Below are 16101 nucleotides of genomic sequence, written 5' to 3'. Positions count from 1 at the left end.
CGAGAATGGCGGGGCATCCCCGAAAAAACGTTGGGGACACTGAACCCATCCCGCCAGCCCCGCAAGGCGAAAGGATGGCGCGGGGGTTGAGCCGGGTTGGTCGGCCGTCCCGTCATCGCGAGCGCAGCGAAGCGACCCAGGGCGGCGGGACGTCTGCCCACGGAGCGGTTCACTGGATTGCTTCGCTGCGCTCGCAAAGACGTGAGCCTCGGCCCCTCGGCCGAGGGCTGACCTCACATGTTCGGGTAGTTCGGCCCGCCCGGACCCTCCGGCGTCACCCAGTCGATGTTCTGGTTCGGATCCTTGATGTCGCAGGTCTTGCAGTGGACGCAGTTCTGCGCGTTGATCTGGTAGCGCACGCCGTCGCTGGCTGAAGAATCCTCCACCCACTCGTAGACGCCGGCCGGGCAGTAGCGGCCGGACGGGCCGCCGTAGACGTCGTGCTCGGAGCGCTTCTGCAGCTCCATATCGCGGACCTTCAGGTGGGGCGGCTGGTCCTCCTCGTGGTTGGTGTTCGACAGGTAGACCGAGGAGAGCCGGTCGAAGGTCAGCTTGCCGTCCGGCTTCGGATAGACGATCGGCGTCACCTCCGAGAGCGGCTTGAGGCAGGCGTGATCCGGCTTGCCGTGGGACAGCGTGCCGAACGGCGAGGCGCCGAGGATGCTGGTCGCCCACATGTCGATCCCGCCCAGGCCGACGCCGACCAGCGTGCCGTACTTGGACCAGAGCGGCTTGACGTTGCGCACCGCCTTCAGGTCCTGCCCGATCGGGCTGTCGCGCCATCCGGCCTCGTAGGCGGTGAGCTCGTCGCCGGCGCGGCCCGCCTTCAGGGCGTCCGCGATGGCGTCGGCCGCCTGCATGCCGGACAGCACCGCGTTGTGCGAGCCCTTGATCCGCGGCACGTTCACGAAGCCGGCCGAGCATCCGACGAGGCACCCGCCGGGGAAGACCAGCTTGGGCACCGACTGCCAGCCGCCCTCCATGATGGCGCGCGCGCCGTAGCCGATGCGCTTGGCGCCCTCGAACGTCTCGGCGATCATCGGGTGGGTCTTGAAGCGCTGGAACTCCTCGAACGGCGACAGGGTCGGGTTCTCGTAGTTCAGGTGCGTGACGAAGCCGACCGAGAGCAGGTGGTCATCGAAGTGGTAGAGCCAGGAGCCGCCGCCGGCCTTGTTGGGCAGCGGCCAGCCCATCGTGTGCTGCACCAGCCCGGGCTCGAACTTGCCGGGCGCGAGCTGCCAGAGCTCCTTCACGCCGAGCCCGTACTTGAAGTGGTCGCTGTGCCGGTTGAGTTCGAACCGCTGGATCAGACCCTTGGTCAGGTTGCCGCGGGCGCCCTCGCCGAACACCGTGTACTTGGCGCGCAGCTCCATGCCGCGGGTGTAGTCCTCGCGCGGCTCGCCGGACCGGCCGATGCCGAGATCGCCGGTGGCGACGCCCGCCACCGCGCCGTTCGCGTCGAACAGCACCTCGGAGGCCGGGAAGCCCGGGTAGATCTCGACGCCGAGCGCCTCCGCCTGGGCGCCGAGGTACTTGCAGACGTTCGAGAGCGAGCCGACGAAGTTGCCGTGGTTCGACATGAGCTTGGGGAAGAACACGTTCGGCAGGGTGATGCCGCTGTTCTTGGTGAGCATCATGAACTCGTCGCGCTGCACCTCCGTCTTGAGCGGCCGCTCCGGGTCCTGGCGCCACTCCGGCAGGAGCCGGTCGAGGCCGATCGGGTCGATCACCGCCCCCGACAGGATGTGGGCGCCGACCTCCGAGCCCTTCTCGACGACGACGACCGAGATCTCCTCACCGATCTCGGCGGCGCGCTGCTTCAGGCGGATCGCGGTGGCGAGGCCGGCCGGGCCGGCGCCCACCACGACCACGTCGAAATCCATGCTCTCGCGTTCGGGCAGCGCCATCCTCGGGTTCCTTTTCTTGTTCCGGCGCCCGGTTCGTCGCCGGGCCGGCCTTCCTGATGCCGTCTCAAGCGATTCCAAGCTAGAAAGGCAAGTTGCCGACGCTCAAGCTCAAGGCAAAGTTCCCTTTGCCGCAGGGGACGGCGTCACAGCGCTGCGCCGCGCCGCGCTGTTCGGTCACGCAAGTCCTTGCCACCCGGAGCGATTCGGCGAGTTGTCCACAGGCCCCGGCGATCCCACATGCTGAGTCCCATGCCGAGCCCCACCGACGCGCAAGCCGACTTGATCGCCTATCTCGACTTCCACGTGGAGGCCGGGGCCGACACGGCGCTCGACGAGCAGCCGCACGACCGCTTCAACGAGGCCGACACGCCCGCGCCTACCCTGCGCGCCGCGCGCCGCGCGGCACCCCGGGCCGCCGAGCCGTCCGCCAGCCCGGTCGCCAACACGCTCGTGCCGCCCCCCGGATCGCCGCCCCCGGGCACGGCCGCGCCCACCGCGGCGCCGCGCACCTTCGGCCGCGCCGCCAGCGCCCAGCCCGACGAGGCCGCGAGCGACGCCCGCGTCCGGGCGCGGCAGGCCAAGTCCCTCGACGAGCTCGAGCGGATTCTCGCGGATTTCGACGCCTGCCCGCTGCGCTTCACGGCGAAGAACCTCGTCTTCGCCGACGGCAATCCCGAGGCGCGGGTGATGTTTCTCGGCGAGGCGCCCGGGGCCGACGAGGACCGGATCGGCAAGCCGTTCATGGGCCGCTCGGGCCAGCTCCTCGACAAGATGATGAAGGCGGTCGGGCTCGACCGGACGAGCGCCTATATCGGCAACATCGTGCCCTGGCGGCCGCCGGGCAACCGCAACCCGACCCCCCAGGAGGTGGCGGTGTGCCGGCCCTTCGTGGAGCGCCAGATCGAGCTCGTCGACCCGGACATCATCGTCTGCCTCGGCGCGCCCGCGACCCAGACGCTGACCGGCACCAAGGACGGCATCCTGCGGACCCGAGGCCGCCTCTTCCCGTACAAGTTGCCGAACCGCGAGGTGAAGCTGCTCGCCACGCTCCACCCGGCCTTCCTGCTGCGCCAGCCGGTCCAGAAGCGCCTCGCGTGGCGGGACTTCCGGTCCCTGCGCGCCCTCCTCGATGGGAAAGCGTGACCGCGAGCTTGACCGGAGTGACGGAACCGGCTCTCCCCTCCCGCCATTAGAGCTTCGTTCCCGCTGCTGGCGCGCCATCGGCCGGACACGACGACGCACAGCCAATCCCGGCCCGCCCGAGGCGGCCGGCGCAGCACCGATGGCGGGACCCAACCATGCGCTGGGAAGATCTACGCAGCTCCGACAACGTCGAGGATCGCCGGGGCGAGGGCGGCGGCGGTGGCGGCATGGGCTTTCCCGGCGGCGGCGCCGGCGGGCTCGGCATCGGCACCATCGTGGTGCTGCTGATCATCAGCTACTTCACGGGCATCAACCCGGCGATCCTGATCGGCGGGGCCCAGCAGATCGGCGGCGGCGGCCGCAGCCAGCAGGAGCAGGTCGACCCGCAGACCCAGGCTAAGCGGCGCCAGGCCCCGACCGACGACAGCGGCCGGTTCGCGTCCAAGATCCTCGGCAACACCGAGGACGTGTGGAGCCAGATCCTCCCGCAGCAGACCGGCAAGCAGTACACCCCGACGACGCTGGTGCTCTACACCGGCGGCACGCGCTCCGGCTGCGGCTCGGCCCAGGCGGCGATGGGCCCGTTCTACTGCCCGCTGGACAAGAAGGTCTATCTCGACACGGGCTTCTTCAAGGAGATGGCCTCGAAGTTCGGCGTGAAGGGCGACTTCGCCTACGCGTACGTCATCGCCCACGAGGTCGGCCACCACGTCCAGGACGTGCTCGGCATCCTCGGCAAGGTCCAGCAGCGCCAGCAGCAGGCCTCCAGCAAGACCGAGGCGAACGCCCTCTCGGTGCGGATCGAGCTGATGGCCGACTGCCTCGCCGGCGTCTGGGCCAAGAACTCCAACGACAAGTACGCCGAGCTCGAGCAGGGCGACATCGACGAGGCGCTGAACGCCGCCGCGCAGATCGGCGACGACGCGCTGCAGCAGCGCTCGCGGGGCTACGTGGTGCCGGATTCCTTCACCCACGGCTCCTCGGCCCAGCGCCAGCGCTGGTTCATGGCCGGCTACAAGAGCGGCCAGACCAAGTCCTGCGACACGTTCCGGACGGCCAATAACTGAAGGCGGATCGCGGCTTCACGAGCCGCCCCCGTCATCGCGAGCGCAGCGAAGCGACCCAGGGTAACGTGACGTCGCCGGATGTGGCGCCGCTGGATTGCTTCGCTGCGCCCGCGATGACGGCGCGCCGAGACCCGGCGGGCACGGGCCTCACCCCCGGCTCAGCCGCCGCGCGTTCGCCTGGACCTTCCGCCGGTAGCTGCGGATCACCTTGCCGTTCGAGGCGCCTGCGGCGAGCATGAGGGCCGCCTCGCCGGCGGCCAGCATCTTCTCCGTCACCATGAGCTGCGCCTCGGCCTGGGCCGCGGGGCCGCCGAGGGCGAACATCGCCATGCGCTGGGCGATGACGCCCTGCGCCTCCAGCCCCAGCATGGCCATGTCCATGCCCGTCATCCACCAACCGAACAGCATCGCGATCCTCATGTTGCCCAGGGCAACGGCCGAGCCTCATCCTGGGTCCCGGGATGCGCCCAGGCCTGCGCCGGACGCAAGCGTTATCCCGCACTGCGGCACCCTGCCTTTGCGCCGCGTCGGCCGATGCCGTAAGCGGCCGGGATACTCCCGGACACCTTCCGGACAGCGACCTCCCGGACAGCGCCCGCCGCCATGATACGCCTGGACAAGATCACCAAGCAGAACGGGCGGCAGCTCGTCTTCATCGAGGCCTCGGCCGCCCTCCAGCGGGGCGAGAAGGTCGGCCTGGTCGGCCCGAACGGGGCCGGCAAGACCACGCTGTTCCGGATGATCATCGGCCAGGAGCAGCCCGACGAGGGGCAGGTCGCCGCCGACCGGGGCATCACCATCGGCTATTTCAGCCAGGATGTCGGCGAGATGTCCGGCCGCAGCGTCGTCACCGAGGTGATGGACGGCGCCGGCCCCGTGAGCGCGGTCGCGGCCGAGCTCGCCGAGCTCGGCGCGGCGCTCGCCGACCCGGACCGCGCCGACGAGATGGACGCCCTGGTCGAGCGCTACGGCGAGGTCCAGGCCCGGTTCGAGGAGCTCGACGGCTACGCCCTGGAGGGCCGGGCCCGCGAGGTGCTCGACGGGCTGAGCTTCAGCCAGGAGATGATGGACGGCGACGTCGGCGCGCTCTCGGGCGGCTGGAAGATGCGCGTCGCGCTCGCCCGCATCCTGCTGATGCGCCCGGACGTGATGCTCCTCGACGAGCCGTCCAACCACCTCGACATCGAGAGCCTGATCTGGCTCGAATCGTTCCTGAAGGCCTACGACGGCGCCCTGCTGATGACCTCGCACGACCGCGAGTTCATGAACCGCATCGTCACCAAGGTCATCGAGATCGACGGCGGCGCGCTGACCACCTACTCGGGCGACTACGCCTTCTACGAGGGCCAGCGGAAGCTCAACGAAGCGCAGCAGCAGGCGCAGTTCGAGCGCCAGCAGGCGATGCTGGCGAAGGAGATCGCCTTCATCGAGCGGTTCAAGGCCCGGGCCTCCCACGCCGCCCAGGTGCAGAGCCGGGTGAAGAAGCTCGACAAGATCGAGCGCGTCGAGCCGCCCCGGCGGCGGCAATCGGTGGCCTTCGAGTTCCAGCCGGCACCGCGCTCGGGCGACGACGTCGTGATGCTCAAGGGCGTGAACAAGCGCTACGGCAGCCGCACGATCTACGAGGGACTCGACTTCTCGGTGCGGCGCAAGGAGCGCTGGTGCGTGATGGGCATCAACGGCGCCGGCAAGTCGACGCTGCTCAAGCTCGTCACCGGCACCACCGCGCCCGACGACGGCTCGGTCACGGTCGGCGGCAGCGTCAAGCTCGGCTACTTCGCCCAGCACGCCATGGACCTGCTCGACGGCGACCGCACGGTGTTCCAGACCCTGGAGGATTCCTTCCCGCAGGCCGGCCAGGGGTCGCTGCGGGCGCTGGCCGGCTGCTTCGGCTTCTCGGGCGACGACGTCGAGAAGCGCTGCCGGGTGCTCTCGGGCGGCGAGAAGGCCCGGCTGGTCATGGCGCTGATGCTCTACGACCCGCCGAACTTCCTGGTGCTCGACGAGCCGACCAACCACCTCGACATGGGCACCAAGGAGATGCTGATCGAGGCGCTGGCCAATTACGAGGGGACGATGCTGTTCGTGTCGCACGACCGGCACTTCCTGGCCGCCCTCTCCAACCGGGTCCTCGAGGTCACGCCGGAGGGCATCCACCAGTACGGCGGCGGCTACACCGAGTACGTGGCCCGCACCGGCCAGGAGGCGCCGGGCCTCCGGAGCTGACGGTCCGCTCCGTCCTCGCGGGCGCAGCGTTCCGGCCGGGAGCCCTGCGACCGGCGCGCCGCTATCGCCCCCTGGCGCCCCGCGCTAGGCTGCGCCGAAACGGCCCGGGTGAGACGCCGTGCGACGCCTGCTGAAATTCCTCCACACGATGGGGTCCGCGGGGCTGCTGGGGTCCATGGCGTCCCTGGTCGTCATGCTGAGCCTGTCGCCCGCGCCGTCCGCCCTGACGGGCTACGCGGCGATGCGGGGCGCGATGGGCGCCGTCGCCACCTGGATCTTCCTGCCCGCCCTGGCGGTGACGCTGATGTCGGGCCTGCTGGCGATGGCGCTGAACCGCGCCTTCCTCAACGCCGGATGGGCGTGGGTGAAGCTCGCCACCGGCGTCCTGATGTTCGAGGGCGGGCTGGTCTACGTCCAGGGCCCGATGAAGCAGGAGGCGGAGCAGAGTGCCCGCGCGCTGGCGGGCCTCGTCGACCCCGCGGTGCTGGCCGTCTCGCTGACCGGCGAGCGCGGCACCCTCTGGGTCCTGCTGGCGGTCGCGACCGCGAACGTGGCACTCGGGATCTGGCGGCCGCGGATCCTGCGGATCCCCCAATAGCGAAGCCGCGTCGGGCCCGATTCCAGCCCGATTGGTTGCCGGCTTTAAATCTATTTCCCGATGCAGAACCCGCTGAACAGCCGGTCGAGGACGTCCTCGACGCCGACATGGCCCGCGACCGCGCCGAGCGCCCGCACCGCGAGCCGCAGATCCTCCGCGGCCAGCTCCGGGAGACCGCCGGCACTCCCCGAGACGCGGTCGAGGTGGCCGATGCAGGCTTCCAGCGCGGCCCTGTGCCGGGCGCGGGTGATGAGCGCGTCGCCGGTGCCGAGACCGTCCTCGGCCGCGGCCTGGATCGCATCGAGCAGGGCGTCCATGCCGGCGCCGGTGTGGGCCGAGACCGTCACGTCCACCGGATCACCCCCCTGTTCTGAGCCGGCAAAAAGATCGGCCTTGGTACGCACGGTCAGGACCGAGCCGCGCGCCGGCCCGAGGTCCGGGACCGCGCCGCCGGGGGGCATGAGGGCCACCACGAGATCGGCCATGTCGATCCGCGCCCGCGTCCGCAGGATCCCCGCCGCCTCGATCGGCTCCACGGTCTCGCGGAGCCCGGCCGTGTCGACCAGCAGGACCGGCAGGCCGCCGAGGTCGAGCCGCACCTCGATAGCGTCGCGGGTCGTCCCCGGGCTGTCCGACACGATGGCCACGTCCCGCCGGCTCAGCGCGTTCAGCAGGGTCGATTTCCCGCTGTTGGGGGCCCCCGCCAGCACGACCGTGAACCCGTCACGCAGGCGCTCACCGCGCTGGCCGTCGCGCAGCGCCGCGGCGATCGCGTCACGCAGGCGGGCGGCGCGGTCGAGCAGCGCCGCGTCGAGCCCGGCATCGTCCACGTCCCCCTCGTCGGTGAAGTCCAGCGCGGCCTCCGCGGCGGCGAGGCAGTCGATCGCTTCCGCGCGCCACGCGGTCACCTGCCGGCTGAGCGCGCCGTCGAGCTGGCGCAGGGCCTGCCGGCGCTGGCCCTCGGTCTCCGCGTCGATCAGGTCGGCGACGGCCTCCGCCTCGGCGAGATCCATCCGCCCGTTGAGGACGGCCCGCCGGGTGAAAGCCCCGGGCTCGGCGGCCCGGCAGCCCGGGAGGCGGGCGAGGGTGGCGAGGACGCGCATCCGCACGGCCGCGCCGCCGTGCAGGTGCAGCTCGCCCATATCTTCGCCGCTGTAGGTGTCGGGCCCGGGAAACCACGCCACCAGCGCCCGGTCGAGCTCGGTGCCGTCGTGGGGATCCCGGAGGCTCCGCAGCGACAGCCGGCGGGGCGGCGGCAGGCGTCCGCCCAGGGCGACGAGCGCGTCGCGCGCGGCCGGGCCGCTGATGCGGATCACCGCGACGGCGGCCCGGCCGAAGCCGCTGGCCGGCGCGAAGAGCGTTTCGGTATCGGTCATGGTCCCACAGGGCCGCGCGAGGGGCGGAGTTTCACGTGAAACAATCGCGGTCGCCCTATACCATCCCGGCGCCGATGCGCCGCACCCGCTTGCGCCGTCGCGAACTCGAACGGGGATGCGCCATGATCGTCTGGACCCGCCGCGCCGTCGGCCTCGGCCTGCTCGCCGCGCCCCTCGCCGCCGCCCTCCCCGCGTCCCCGGTCCTGTCCGCGCGCGCCGCGGAGGCCGAGCCGGACTGGGCCGCCATCGAGCGCCGGCTCGGCGGCCGCCTCGGGATCGCGGCCGCCTCGGCGGACCGCGTCCTCGCCGCCTACCGCGCCGACGCGCGCTTCCCGATGTGCAGCACCTTCAAGGCGCTGGCGGTGGCGGCGGTCCTGGCGCGGGTCGATGCCGGCCGCGAGACCCTCGACCGGGTCGTCAGCTACGGGGCCGGGGACCTCCTGAGCTACGCGCCCGTGACCCGGAAGGCGCTGGAGGCCTGCGCCGGGACCGGGCGGATGAGCGTCGCGGACCTGTGCGCGGCCACGCTGATCTGGAGCGACAACACGGCCGCCAACCTGCTCCTGGCGGATCTCGGCAGGCCCGAGGCGCTGACCGCGTGGCTGCGGACCACCGGCGATCCCGTCACCCGCCTCGACCGGACCGAGCCGACCCTCAACACCGCGTTGCCCGGCGACCCGCGCGACACGACCACGCCGGACGCCATGCGGGCGACCCTAGGCCGTGTCCTCCTCGGAACCGTCCTGTCGCCGGCCTCGCGCGCCCGGCTGGAGACCTGGATGGTCGCCTGCGAGACCGGCCGGAAGCGCCTGCGGGCCGGCCTCCCGCCCGGCTGGATCGCGGGCGACAAGACCGGGAGCGGCGACAACGGCACCGTCAACGACGTGGCGATCCTCCGGCCGCCGGGGCGCGCGCCGATCCTCGCGGCGGTCTACGTCACGGAATCGACCGCCTCCCCCGACACCTGCGCGGCGGCCTACGCGGAGATCGGCCGCCTCATCGCCGCGCGCGCCCATTCGACCTGACCGGACGAATCATGAAGACAGCCGCCAAGACGCCCAACAAGACACTTTCCAAGACGACCCGCGCGACGCTCGCCCTCGACAAGGCCGGCATCCGGTACAGCCTCCACGTCTACGCGTACGATCCGGACGCGCCGCGCATCGGCCTGCAGGCCGCGGAGGCGCTCGGGGTGGACCCGGGACGCGTGCTGAAGACCCTGATGGCGTCGGTCGACGGACGGACGGTCTGCCTGCTCGTGACCTCCGACAGGGAGGTGTCGATGAAGCGGGTCGCCGCCGCCTTCTCGGGCAAGGCCGCGTCCATGCTCAAGCCGGCCGACGCCGAGCGGCTGACCGGCTACCATGTCGGCGGGATCAGCCCGCTCGGACAGAAGCGGTCCTTCCCGACCGCGATCGACGCCGGATCCTTGACCGAGCCGGCGGCCGAGATCCACGTCAACGGCGGCGGCCGCGGCTTGCAGATCCGGCTGACCGAGGGCGATCTGGCCGCCGTCCTGGACGCCCTCGTCGTGCCGCTGACGTGATCCCGCGGTAATCACTCGTTTACCCTGCCGTCGCACGGTGTCGCCTTCCGACAGAGACGAAGGCGGCGCAGGGGCGGCATGCGGGAGACGGCACGCAGGGCGGTGACGGCGCTCGGACTCGTCCTGCTGCTCGCGGTACCGGGCCGGGCGGCCGATCTCGACGTCCGCTACGGCGCCGAGGCGGGCGTGGGCGGCAGCCCCCGCTTCTTCCCGCGCAACGACGGCCTCGACCGTCGGCCGGTCTACGCGGTCCGGTCCCGTCGCGTGCCGGTGGGCTGCACGCCCCGGCGGGTGCCCGTGCCGACCAACGCCCCGGACGATCCGAGCTATGTCGGCTCCGAGTACGGCCTGGGGCATCCGAGCTATTACGGCTTCACGCCGCCGCTGGGCGTGGACGACCCCTTCGGGCGCTCCCTCCTGCCCTACTGCCCCTGACGCCGACCGCGACGACGGGATCCGGCGTCGACTGCCGGATTCCACCGCTCCCCATCATGCTCTAGACCGGCCCTGCCCTCCCCCGGAGCCCGTGCCGTGTCCGAGTCGACCTTCCAGTCCTTCCGCGACCTCGCAGCCCTGCGCGGATGCGTGGCCGCGTGGCGCGCGGCGGGCGAGCGCGTCGTCCTGATCCCGACCATGGGCGCCCTGCACGACGGGCACCTCGCCCTCGTGGCCGAGGCGCGGCGGATCGGCCGCCGGACCGTCGCCAGCATCTTCGTCAATCCGACCCAGTTCGGCCCGAACGAGGATTTCGCCCGCTATCCCCGCGACCTCGACGCGGATCTGGCCCTGCTGGCGGGAGCCGGCGCGGACGCCGCCTGGACGCCCGGCGTCGAGACCATGTATCCGCCGGGCTTCGCCACCCGGATCGAGGTCGCGGGCCTGACCGAGGGGCTGTGCGGGCCGTTCCGGCCCGGCCATTTCGCCGGCGTCGCCACGGTGGTGACCAAGCTCCTCAACCAGGTCCGGCCGGACGTCGCCCTGTTCGGCGAGAAGGACTTCCAGCAGCTCCGCGTGCTCCAGCAGGTAGCGGCGGATCTCGACCTCGCGGTGGAGATCCGCGGCGTGCCGACCGTGCGCGAGCCCGACGGCCTCGCGCTGTCGTCGCGCAACCGCTACCTCTCGGCCGAGGAGCGCGCCGTCGCCCCGAAGCTCCAGGCCGTCCTGGCCGAGATCGCCTCCGCCTCCCGCAACGGCACCCCGGTGGCCGGCCGGATCGCCGCCGGGCGGGCGGCGCTGGAGGCGGCGGGGTTCCGCGTCCAGTACCTCGCGGTCTGCGACGCCCGGACCCTGGTGCCGGTGGAGCGAGTCGACGGCCCGGCCCGCGTCATCGCCGCGGCCTTCCTGGGCCGGACCCGGCTGATCGACAATCGCGCCGTCTAGGCCGGTGCCGGTCCGACCGCCGACGGTCGTGGCCGCCGGGCCACGACGCGCGGATTTCCGGCTTTAACTGCGCCAGGTGATTGGCGCCGCCCGGCCGACCTGCTCTCTGCTGGTCGCGTGATCGGAACGCGCACCGCACCGGCCATCCTGGCCGTGTCCCTCGCCCTGGCGGGCCCCGCCGGCGCCGGCGAGGACGCGTTCGAGGGGATGGCCGGCCCCTACGGCGAGCGCCTGCGCTACGACGCGAAGGGGCTGAGCCTCACCTTCCCCGAGCCCGACGTGAAGCTCCGGATCGGCGGCCGGCTGCACATCGACGGCGGCGCGGCGGGTTTCGGCCGGGCGGACCTGCCCGAGGCTTTCCCCGACAACGTCGCCGTGCGCCGGGCCTGGATCGAGCCGACGCTCACGATCGGCCACGACTGGGTGATCGCCTTCCAGTACGATTTCGCCGACCCGATGCTGCCGATCAACGACGCGCTGGTCGCCTGGAAGGGGCTGCCGGACACGATCCTGACGCTCGGCAACATGAAGGAGCCCTTCAGCCTAGAATGGCTGCAGAGCAACAACGACACGCTGTTCGCCGAGCGCTCGGTGGCCAACGCCCTCGTGCCGGAGCGCCGGTTCGGCTTCGCCGCCGGGCACCACGGGGCGGCCTGGACCGCGGTGGTCGGCGTCTTTGGCAACGCCGCCAGCAGCGGCATCGACGGGGACGGTGTCGCGGTGGCGGCCCGCGCCACCGTCGCGCCGATCATGGAAGGGGACGAGACCCTGCATCTCGGTCTCGCCGGGGTCTTCCGCAGCCGGTCCCGGTCGGACGGGGCCTTCAGCTTCTCCAGCCCCGCCGGCGCCTTCCTGTTCGAGCGCCCCCTGGTGGATACGGGCGACCTCCCCGACGCCGCCAGCGTGTCGCGCCTCGGCGCCGAGCTGGCCTATCGCCGCGGCCCGTTCCTGCTGCAGGCCGAGTACATCCGGGCCGCGTTGCAGCCGTTCCGGGGTCCCGGCCAACCCGGCACCGCGCTCGATTTCCAGGGCGGCTACGTCGAGGCGGCCCTGGTGCTCAACGGCGAGGGCCGCGCCTACGCGCTGACGCCGCAGAGCGGCACCACCTACGCGACCTTCCGGGGCGTGGCTGTTCCGGAGGCGCAACGACTCTCCCGGGGCGGGATCGGGGTGTTCGAGCTGGCGGTGCGCTACAGCGCCGTCGACCTGGACGCCCGGGGCTTCCGCGGGGGCATGGAGCAGGACGTGACCCTCGGTCTGAGCTGGTATCCCGAACCCAACCTCCGGTTGATCGGGAACGTCGTGCACGGGCGCGTGCAGCCGGGGGTGGCCCAGGCCGAGACGCTGGGCACCCGCCCGTTCACGGTCGACACGGTGATCGCGCGCCTGCAGATCTACTGGTGACGGGGACCGCCGGGCCGGCCGCGTGCCCGGGCACGGCCCCTCACACGGGCTCTCACACGGCCCTGCGCAGGACCGACCGGAACGGGCGCCGCTCCGGCTCCGGCGGGGGCGTCGGCTCCTCGGCGGGCGGGGTCGCCAGGACCTCCGCGCGCACCGGGCGCGGGGCCGCGAAGGCCGTCCCCTGCGCGAACGGCACGTCGAGGTCGATCAGGTCCGGGACGTCGGCCTCGTCGGCGACGCCCGTGGCGACGACGCGGATCCCGGCCCGGGCCAGGGCCGGCGCGGTGTCCTCCAGGGCGATGTCCGATAGGCTGCCGCGGCCCGCGCCGGGCCGGAGCAGCATCTCCGCCGGCACCTTGACCTGCCCGATGCCGAGAGCCGCGAGTTCGGCCGCGTCGAAGCGGAGGTCGTCCGGGCGATCGAGGCTGAACCCGATCCGGCCCTGCAGGGGCGCGAGCAGGCCCCGCTGGCCGGCATCGAGACGGCGCCAGCTCTCCTGCGGCAGCGCGATGGTCAGGCCGGCCAGGGCCGGGTCGTCAGCGGCCGTGCGGGCCAGCTCGCGCAGGAGGCCGGGCTCGAACAGCGACAGCGGCGACAGCCCGTAGGTCAGGAGGGTCTCGCTGCCGCGCCGGGCGAGGTGGCGCGCCACGATCGTGGCCCGCTGCAGCATGCGGCGGTCGAGCTCGGTGGTGCGCCCGTAGCGCTCCAGCACCGGCAGGAAAACCTCGGGCTCGGCCGGCGGCGCGCCGGGGCCGCCGATCCGCAGCCGGGCCAGCGCCTCGTAGGCCACCACCTTGCGTTGCGGCAGGGTGACCACCGGCTGCAGATGGATCTCCAGACCGTCCCCCTCGAAGGCCGCGACGATCGCGCCCTCGTCCGCGGGGGGGATTGCGGGCCGGGGCGGGATCGGCCGCGGCGGGATCGGCCGCGCCGGGACGGACGGGGCCGAGGCCGGGGCGAGCTGAGACCGGGGCGGGATCGGCCGCGCCGGGACGGACGGGGCCGAGGCCGGGGCGAGCTGAGACCGGGGCGGGACTTGCTCGAGCGGGGCGGCCTGAACCTGCGGAGGCGGTACCGGCACGGGCTGCGGCGACGGGGCCGCTGCGGTATCCGGAAGGGCTGCGCCGGGCACCGCGGGCAGGGGCCGGGGCGCCTCGGCGGGTGCGATCGCGGGCCCGATCACGGGCCTGATCTCGGGCGCGATCTCCGGCCTCGCCTTGAGGCCCGCGATCTCGGCATCCTGGGCGCTCACGACCGTGGTGAGGTCGCGGACGATCCCGCTGAGGAGCCCGAACTCGACGGTCAGTTCCTCGATCTGGGCGCGCAGGGCGGCCTCGGCGGTCTCGGGCCGCGGCTGGGCCGCCGCGGTGGCGGCCGCCGTCTCGACCTTGAGCAGGCGCCGGGACAGCAGATCGACCTCGCCGGACAGCTTCTCGCAGCGCGCCTTGAGGGTGGCGATACGGGTCAGGGCGAGACCGCCCGCCAGGGCGGCCGCGGCGCCGAGCGTCAGGGCACTCCAGAGCGGCAGGAACACCGCGAGCGGCCCGAGAACGACGAGCCCGAGAAGGCCGACCGTCAGCAGCCCCGCGTACCGGCCGAGGACCGGGACCATCGTCTGAACACCTGCCAGGAACGCGCGCCGGTCGCCGGGGGACATCCCGAGCGATCCCCACCGGGCGCGAACCGAATCGCAGGATCATTGGCCGCCCGCACCCCGCCCGGCAAGGCTCAGGGACCGCGATGGCGCGTCGCCGCCTGTTAATTCCGGGCGGTGTGACGCCCGCGCCCGCTGGAACGTTGCGGATTCATCACGGCGGACCCGATTGCGGGGCGATCCGGGGAGGGTTGCGCGGCTTGCGAATGCGGACGGGATGAAAAAGGATCATAAAGCGTGGCCATGACGCCCGTCCCCCCGCGTACTCCCCGATTTCGCGCCGTTCTCGGCGCCGGCGCGCTCCTCGCGACCCTCGGCACGACGGCGCCGCGGGCCGCGGATCTCGGCGCGGATCTTCCGCGCACCACGCCAACCTTCGCGATGGTCGATCCCAGCACTTGGATCGTCACGCTGAGCGGCTCGATCCAGGCCGTGCCGCGCTATCCGGGCGCAAGCGACTACACGGCCGTCGGTTACCCATCGATCGACATCCGCCGGGTCGGCGAGCCGCGCCGCTTCTCGACGCCGGACGACGGGTTCAGCTTCTCGCTCTTCGACACCGAGTCGTTCCGCATCGGCCCGACCGCGCGCTTCGTGCCGGGGCGCTACTACGGCGACGACCGGCGCCACCTGTACGGTTTCCGCGACGCCCGCTTCGCCGTGGAGCCCGGCGTGTTCGCGGAGTTCTACCCAAACTCGTTCATCCGGACCCGCGTCGAGCTGCGCCAGGGCGTCTACGGGCACCACGGAACGGTCGGCTCGGTGGCGGCCGACTACCTGATCCCGGCGGAGAAGTTCCTGTTCTCCATCGGGCCGCGCCTCAATGTCGGCGATGCCAGCTACGCCCGGAAGTACTTCGGCGTCTCGCCGATCGAGGCGGCGCTGAACGGGCGCGTCACCCCCTACGATCCGCGCAGCTTCTACTCGGCCGGCGTGCTCGGCGGCGTGACCTACACGCAGAGCGAGACCTGGGCCTACACGGCCTATGCCGGCTACACCCGGATCCTGGGCGCCTCCGGCAACAGCCCGCTGGTGCGGCGCCCGTTCGGCAACCCCAACCAGTATCAGTTCGGCCTGCGCATCGATTACGCCTTCCGCATGCCGGCGCTGTTCTGAGCCGACACCCGGCTTGCGCCGGCCCCGCCGGGCCCCGACATCCCGGAGAGGCGGTTATGGAGGCCCCGATGGACGAGACGCGCGCCGACCTGCTGATGCGGGTCGAGGGCATGACCTGCGACGGCTGCGCCGCCGCGGTGACCCGCACGGTGAAACGGATCGACCCCGCGGCCGACGTGCAGGTCGACCGGGACGCCGCGCGCGTGGCGATCCGCACCGACGCGCAGGCGCTGACCATCGCCGAGGCCCTGACCAAGGCCGGCTACACCGCGAGGGCCATGACCGGCTGAGCCGGCTCGGCGCCCCGCGTTCGCGGGCCGCGGGAGGCACCGTGCAGCCGTCCGCGCGCGATGCGGTCATCCCGGCCGGCGCGACGCTCGGCCGGGAAGCCTGGCGGGAAGCCTGGCCCGAGACGACGCGCCCCCGGGAACCGCCCTCAGGAGCGGCTCAGGAACATCCCGGTCAGGAGCAGGGCAAAGCCCGCGAGGCCGAACAGGCCTTCCTTGCGCCGGGTGCGGTCGAGGAAATGGGCGGCGGCGCCGGCTGCGCAACAGGCGGCGCCCAGGCCGATTGTCAGCGACGACATCTCGAGTCTCCTCCTCGCGCGTCGCTCGGCGGCGCGGCGAAAACGGTCCCTCTCGTGGGCCTGCCGGACGGCGTTGTCCGCACAGGATCGCGTCACGG

The 16101-nt window shown here is 72.5% G+C and carries 16 protein-coding genes; 11 read left to right on the top strand and 5 right to left on the bottom strand.

Annotation, left to right across the window (positions count from 1 at the left end):
* Positions 1-233 precede the first annotated feature (233 nt).
* Entirely contained in the window at positions 234-1907 is a 1674-nt protein-coding gene (locus tag ACX9MN_RS26830; RefSeq protein WP_091980744.1) for an electron transfer flavoprotein-ubiquinone oxidoreductase, read from the bottom strand.
* A gap of 237 nt (positions 1908-2144) precedes the next feature.
* On the opposite strand from ACX9MN_RS26830, the gene ACX9MN_RS26825 reads away from it, so the two are divergent.
* Positions 2145-3050, top strand: a complete 906-nt coding sequence (locus ACX9MN_RS26825) for a uracil-DNA glycosylase (protein ID WP_489725923.1) — start codon at positions 2145-2147, stop codon at positions 3048-3050.
* A 155-nt stretch (positions 3051-3205) separates the two neighbouring features.
* The gene (gene ypfJ / locus ACX9MN_RS26820; protein ID WP_056533500.1) at positions 3206-4117 is read left to right on the top strand and encodes a KPN_02809 family neutral zinc metallopeptidase; all 912 of its coding nucleotides are present in this window, start codon (positions 3206-3208) and stop codon (positions 4115-4117) included.
* A 147-nt stretch (positions 4118-4264) separates the two neighbouring features.
* On the opposite strand, the gene ACX9MN_RS26815 is transcribed toward ypfJ, so the two are convergent.
* Complete coding sequence (locus ACX9MN_RS26815; RefSeq protein WP_020094308.1) at positions 4265-4525, bottom strand: hypothetical protein; 261 nt, start codon at positions 4523-4525, stop codon at positions 4265-4267.
* Between the two features lie 195 nt (positions 4526-4720).
* Between ACX9MN_RS26815 and ACX9MN_RS26810 the strand changes: the two genes are divergently transcribed.
* The gene (locus ACX9MN_RS26810; RefSeq protein WP_091682716.1) at positions 4721-6343 is read left to right on the top strand and encodes an ABC-F family ATP-binding cassette domain-containing protein; all 1623 of its coding nucleotides are present in this window, start codon (positions 4721-4723) and stop codon (positions 6341-6343) included.
* 118 nt (positions 6344-6461) lie between these two features.
* Positions 6462-6941, top strand: a complete 480-nt coding sequence (locus ACX9MN_RS26805; RefSeq protein WP_489725922.1) for a hypothetical protein — start codon at positions 6462-6464, stop codon at positions 6939-6941.
* Between the two features lie 50 nt (positions 6942-6991).
* On the opposite strand, the gene mnmE is transcribed toward ACX9MN_RS26805, so the two are convergent.
* Complete coding sequence (gene mnmE / locus ACX9MN_RS26800; RefSeq protein ID WP_489725921.1) at positions 6992-8317, bottom strand: tRNA uridine-5-carboxymethylaminomethyl(34) synthesis GTPase MnmE; 1326 nt, start codon at positions 8315-8317, stop codon at positions 6992-6994.
* Between the two features lie 122 nt (positions 8318-8439).
* Here mnmE and bla point away from each other — a divergent pair, with 122 nt between their 5' ends.
* The 5 genes from bla to ACX9MN_RS26775 all read left to right on the top strand — a co-directional run bounded on the left by bla (position 8440) and on the right by ACX9MN_RS26775 (position 12647).
* Complete coding sequence (bla, locus tag ACX9MN_RS26795; RefSeq protein WP_489725920.1) at positions 8440-9342, top strand: class A beta-lactamase; 903 nt, start codon at positions 8440-8442, stop codon at positions 9340-9342.
* A gap of 11 nt (positions 9343-9353) precedes the next feature.
* Positions 9354-9863 (top strand): aminoacyl-tRNA deacylase, encoded by a 510-nt coding sequence (locus tag ACX9MN_RS26790; protein WP_020094303.1) that lies wholly within the window; start codon positions 9354-9356, stop codon positions 9861-9863.
* Between the two features lie 78 nt (positions 9864-9941).
* Entirely contained in the window at positions 9942-10298 is a 357-nt protein-coding gene (locus ACX9MN_RS26785; protein WP_020094302.1) for a hypothetical protein, read from the top strand.
* A gap of 96 nt (positions 10299-10394) precedes the next feature.
* Positions 10395-11243 (top strand): pantoate--beta-alanine ligase, encoded by an 849-nt coding sequence (panC, locus tag ACX9MN_RS26780; protein ID WP_020094301.1) that lies wholly within the window; start codon positions 10395-10397, stop codon positions 11241-11243.
* Between the two features lie 117 nt (positions 11244-11360).
* A complete protein-coding gene (locus ACX9MN_RS26775; protein WP_489725919.1) occupies positions 11361-12647 on the top strand; it encodes an OprO/OprP family phosphate-selective porin in 1287 nt (428 codons plus the stop codon).
* A gap of 52 nt (positions 12648-12699) precedes the next feature.
* Here ACX9MN_RS26775 and ACX9MN_RS26770 read toward each other — a convergent pair whose 3' ends face one another.
* Positions 12700-14304: an EAL domain-containing protein gene (locus ACX9MN_RS26770; RefSeq protein WP_489725918.1), complete on the bottom strand. Its 1605-nt coding sequence runs from the start codon at positions 14302-14304 to the stop codon at positions 12700-12702.
* Between the two features lie 234 nt (positions 14305-14538).
* Here ACX9MN_RS26770 and ACX9MN_RS26765 point away from each other — a divergent pair, with 234 nt between their 5' ends.
* Together ACX9MN_RS26765 and ACX9MN_RS26760 are read left to right on the top strand one after the other, a co-directional pair.
* A complete protein-coding gene (locus tag ACX9MN_RS26765) occupies positions 14539-15417 on the top strand; it encodes a MipA/OmpV family protein (protein WP_489725917.1) in 879 nt (292 codons plus the stop codon).
* A gap of 68 nt (positions 15418-15485) precedes the next feature.
* The gene (locus tag ACX9MN_RS26760; protein ID WP_489725916.1) at positions 15486-15707 is read left to right on the top strand and encodes a heavy-metal-associated domain-containing protein; all 222 of its coding nucleotides are present in this window, start codon (positions 15486-15488) and stop codon (positions 15705-15707) included.
* A gap of 146 nt (positions 15708-15853) precedes the next feature.
* Here the strand turns inward: ACX9MN_RS26760 and ACX9MN_RS26755 are convergent, their stop codons facing one another.
* Positions 15854-16003: a hypothetical protein gene (locus tag ACX9MN_RS26755; RefSeq protein ID WP_020094296.1), complete on the bottom strand. Its 150-nt coding sequence runs from the start codon at positions 16001-16003 to the stop codon at positions 15854-15856.
* Between the last annotated feature and the right edge of the window lie 98 nt (positions 16004-16101).

Source organism: Methylobacterium sp. 1A, from assembly GCF_058072805.1.
The sequence above is the reverse complement of the archived record's forward strand: the minus strand, read 5'-3'. Positions and strand labels throughout refer to the sequence as shown.

Bases quoted from the DNA above. Each gene is read 5' to 3' on its own strand.
- ACX9MN_RS26830 (WP_091980744.1), bottom strand. From the start codon at position 1,907: ATGGCGCTGCCCGAACGCGAGAGCATGGATTTCGACGTGGTCGTGGTG.
- ACX9MN_RS26825 (WP_489725923.1), top strand. From the start codon at position 2,145: ATGCTGAGTCCCATGCCGAGCCCCACCGACGCGCAAGCCGACTTGATC.
- ypfJ (WP_056533500.1), top strand. From the start codon at position 3,206: ATGCGCTGGGAAGATCTACGCAGCTCCGACAACGTCGAGGATCGCCGG.
- ACX9MN_RS26815 (WP_020094308.1), bottom strand. From the start codon at position 4,525: ATGCTGTTCGGTTGGTGGATGACGGGCATGGACATGGCCATGCTGGGG.
- ACX9MN_RS26810 (WP_091682716.1), top strand. From the start codon at position 4,721: ATGATACGCCTGGACAAGATCACCAAGCAGAACGGGCGGCAGCTCGTC.
- mnmE (WP_489725921.1), bottom strand. From the start codon at position 8,317: ATGACCGATACCGAAACGCTCTTCGCGCCGGCCAGCGGCTTCGGCCGG.
- bla (WP_489725920.1), top strand. From the start codon at position 8,440: ATGATCGTCTGGACCCGCCGCGCCGTCGGCCTCGGCCTGCTCGCCGCG.
- ACX9MN_RS26790 (WP_020094303.1), top strand. From the start codon at position 9,354: ATGAAGACAGCCGCCAAGACGCCCAACAAGACACTTTCCAAGACGACC.
- ACX9MN_RS26785 (WP_020094302.1), top strand. From the start codon at position 9,942: ATGCGGGAGACGGCACGCAGGGCGGTGACGGCGCTCGGACTCGTCCTG.
- ACX9MN_RS26770 (WP_489725918.1), bottom strand. From the start codon at position 14,304: ATGTCCCCCGGCGACCGGCGCGCGTTCCTGGCAGGTGTTCAGACGATG.
- ACX9MN_RS26760 (WP_489725916.1), top strand. From the start codon at position 15,486: ATGGACGAGACGCGCGCCGACCTGCTGATGCGGGTCGAGGGCATGACC.
- ACX9MN_RS26755 (WP_020094296.1), bottom strand. From the start codon at position 16,003: ATGTCGTCGCTGACAATCGGCCTGGGCGCCGCCTGTTGCGCAGCCGGC.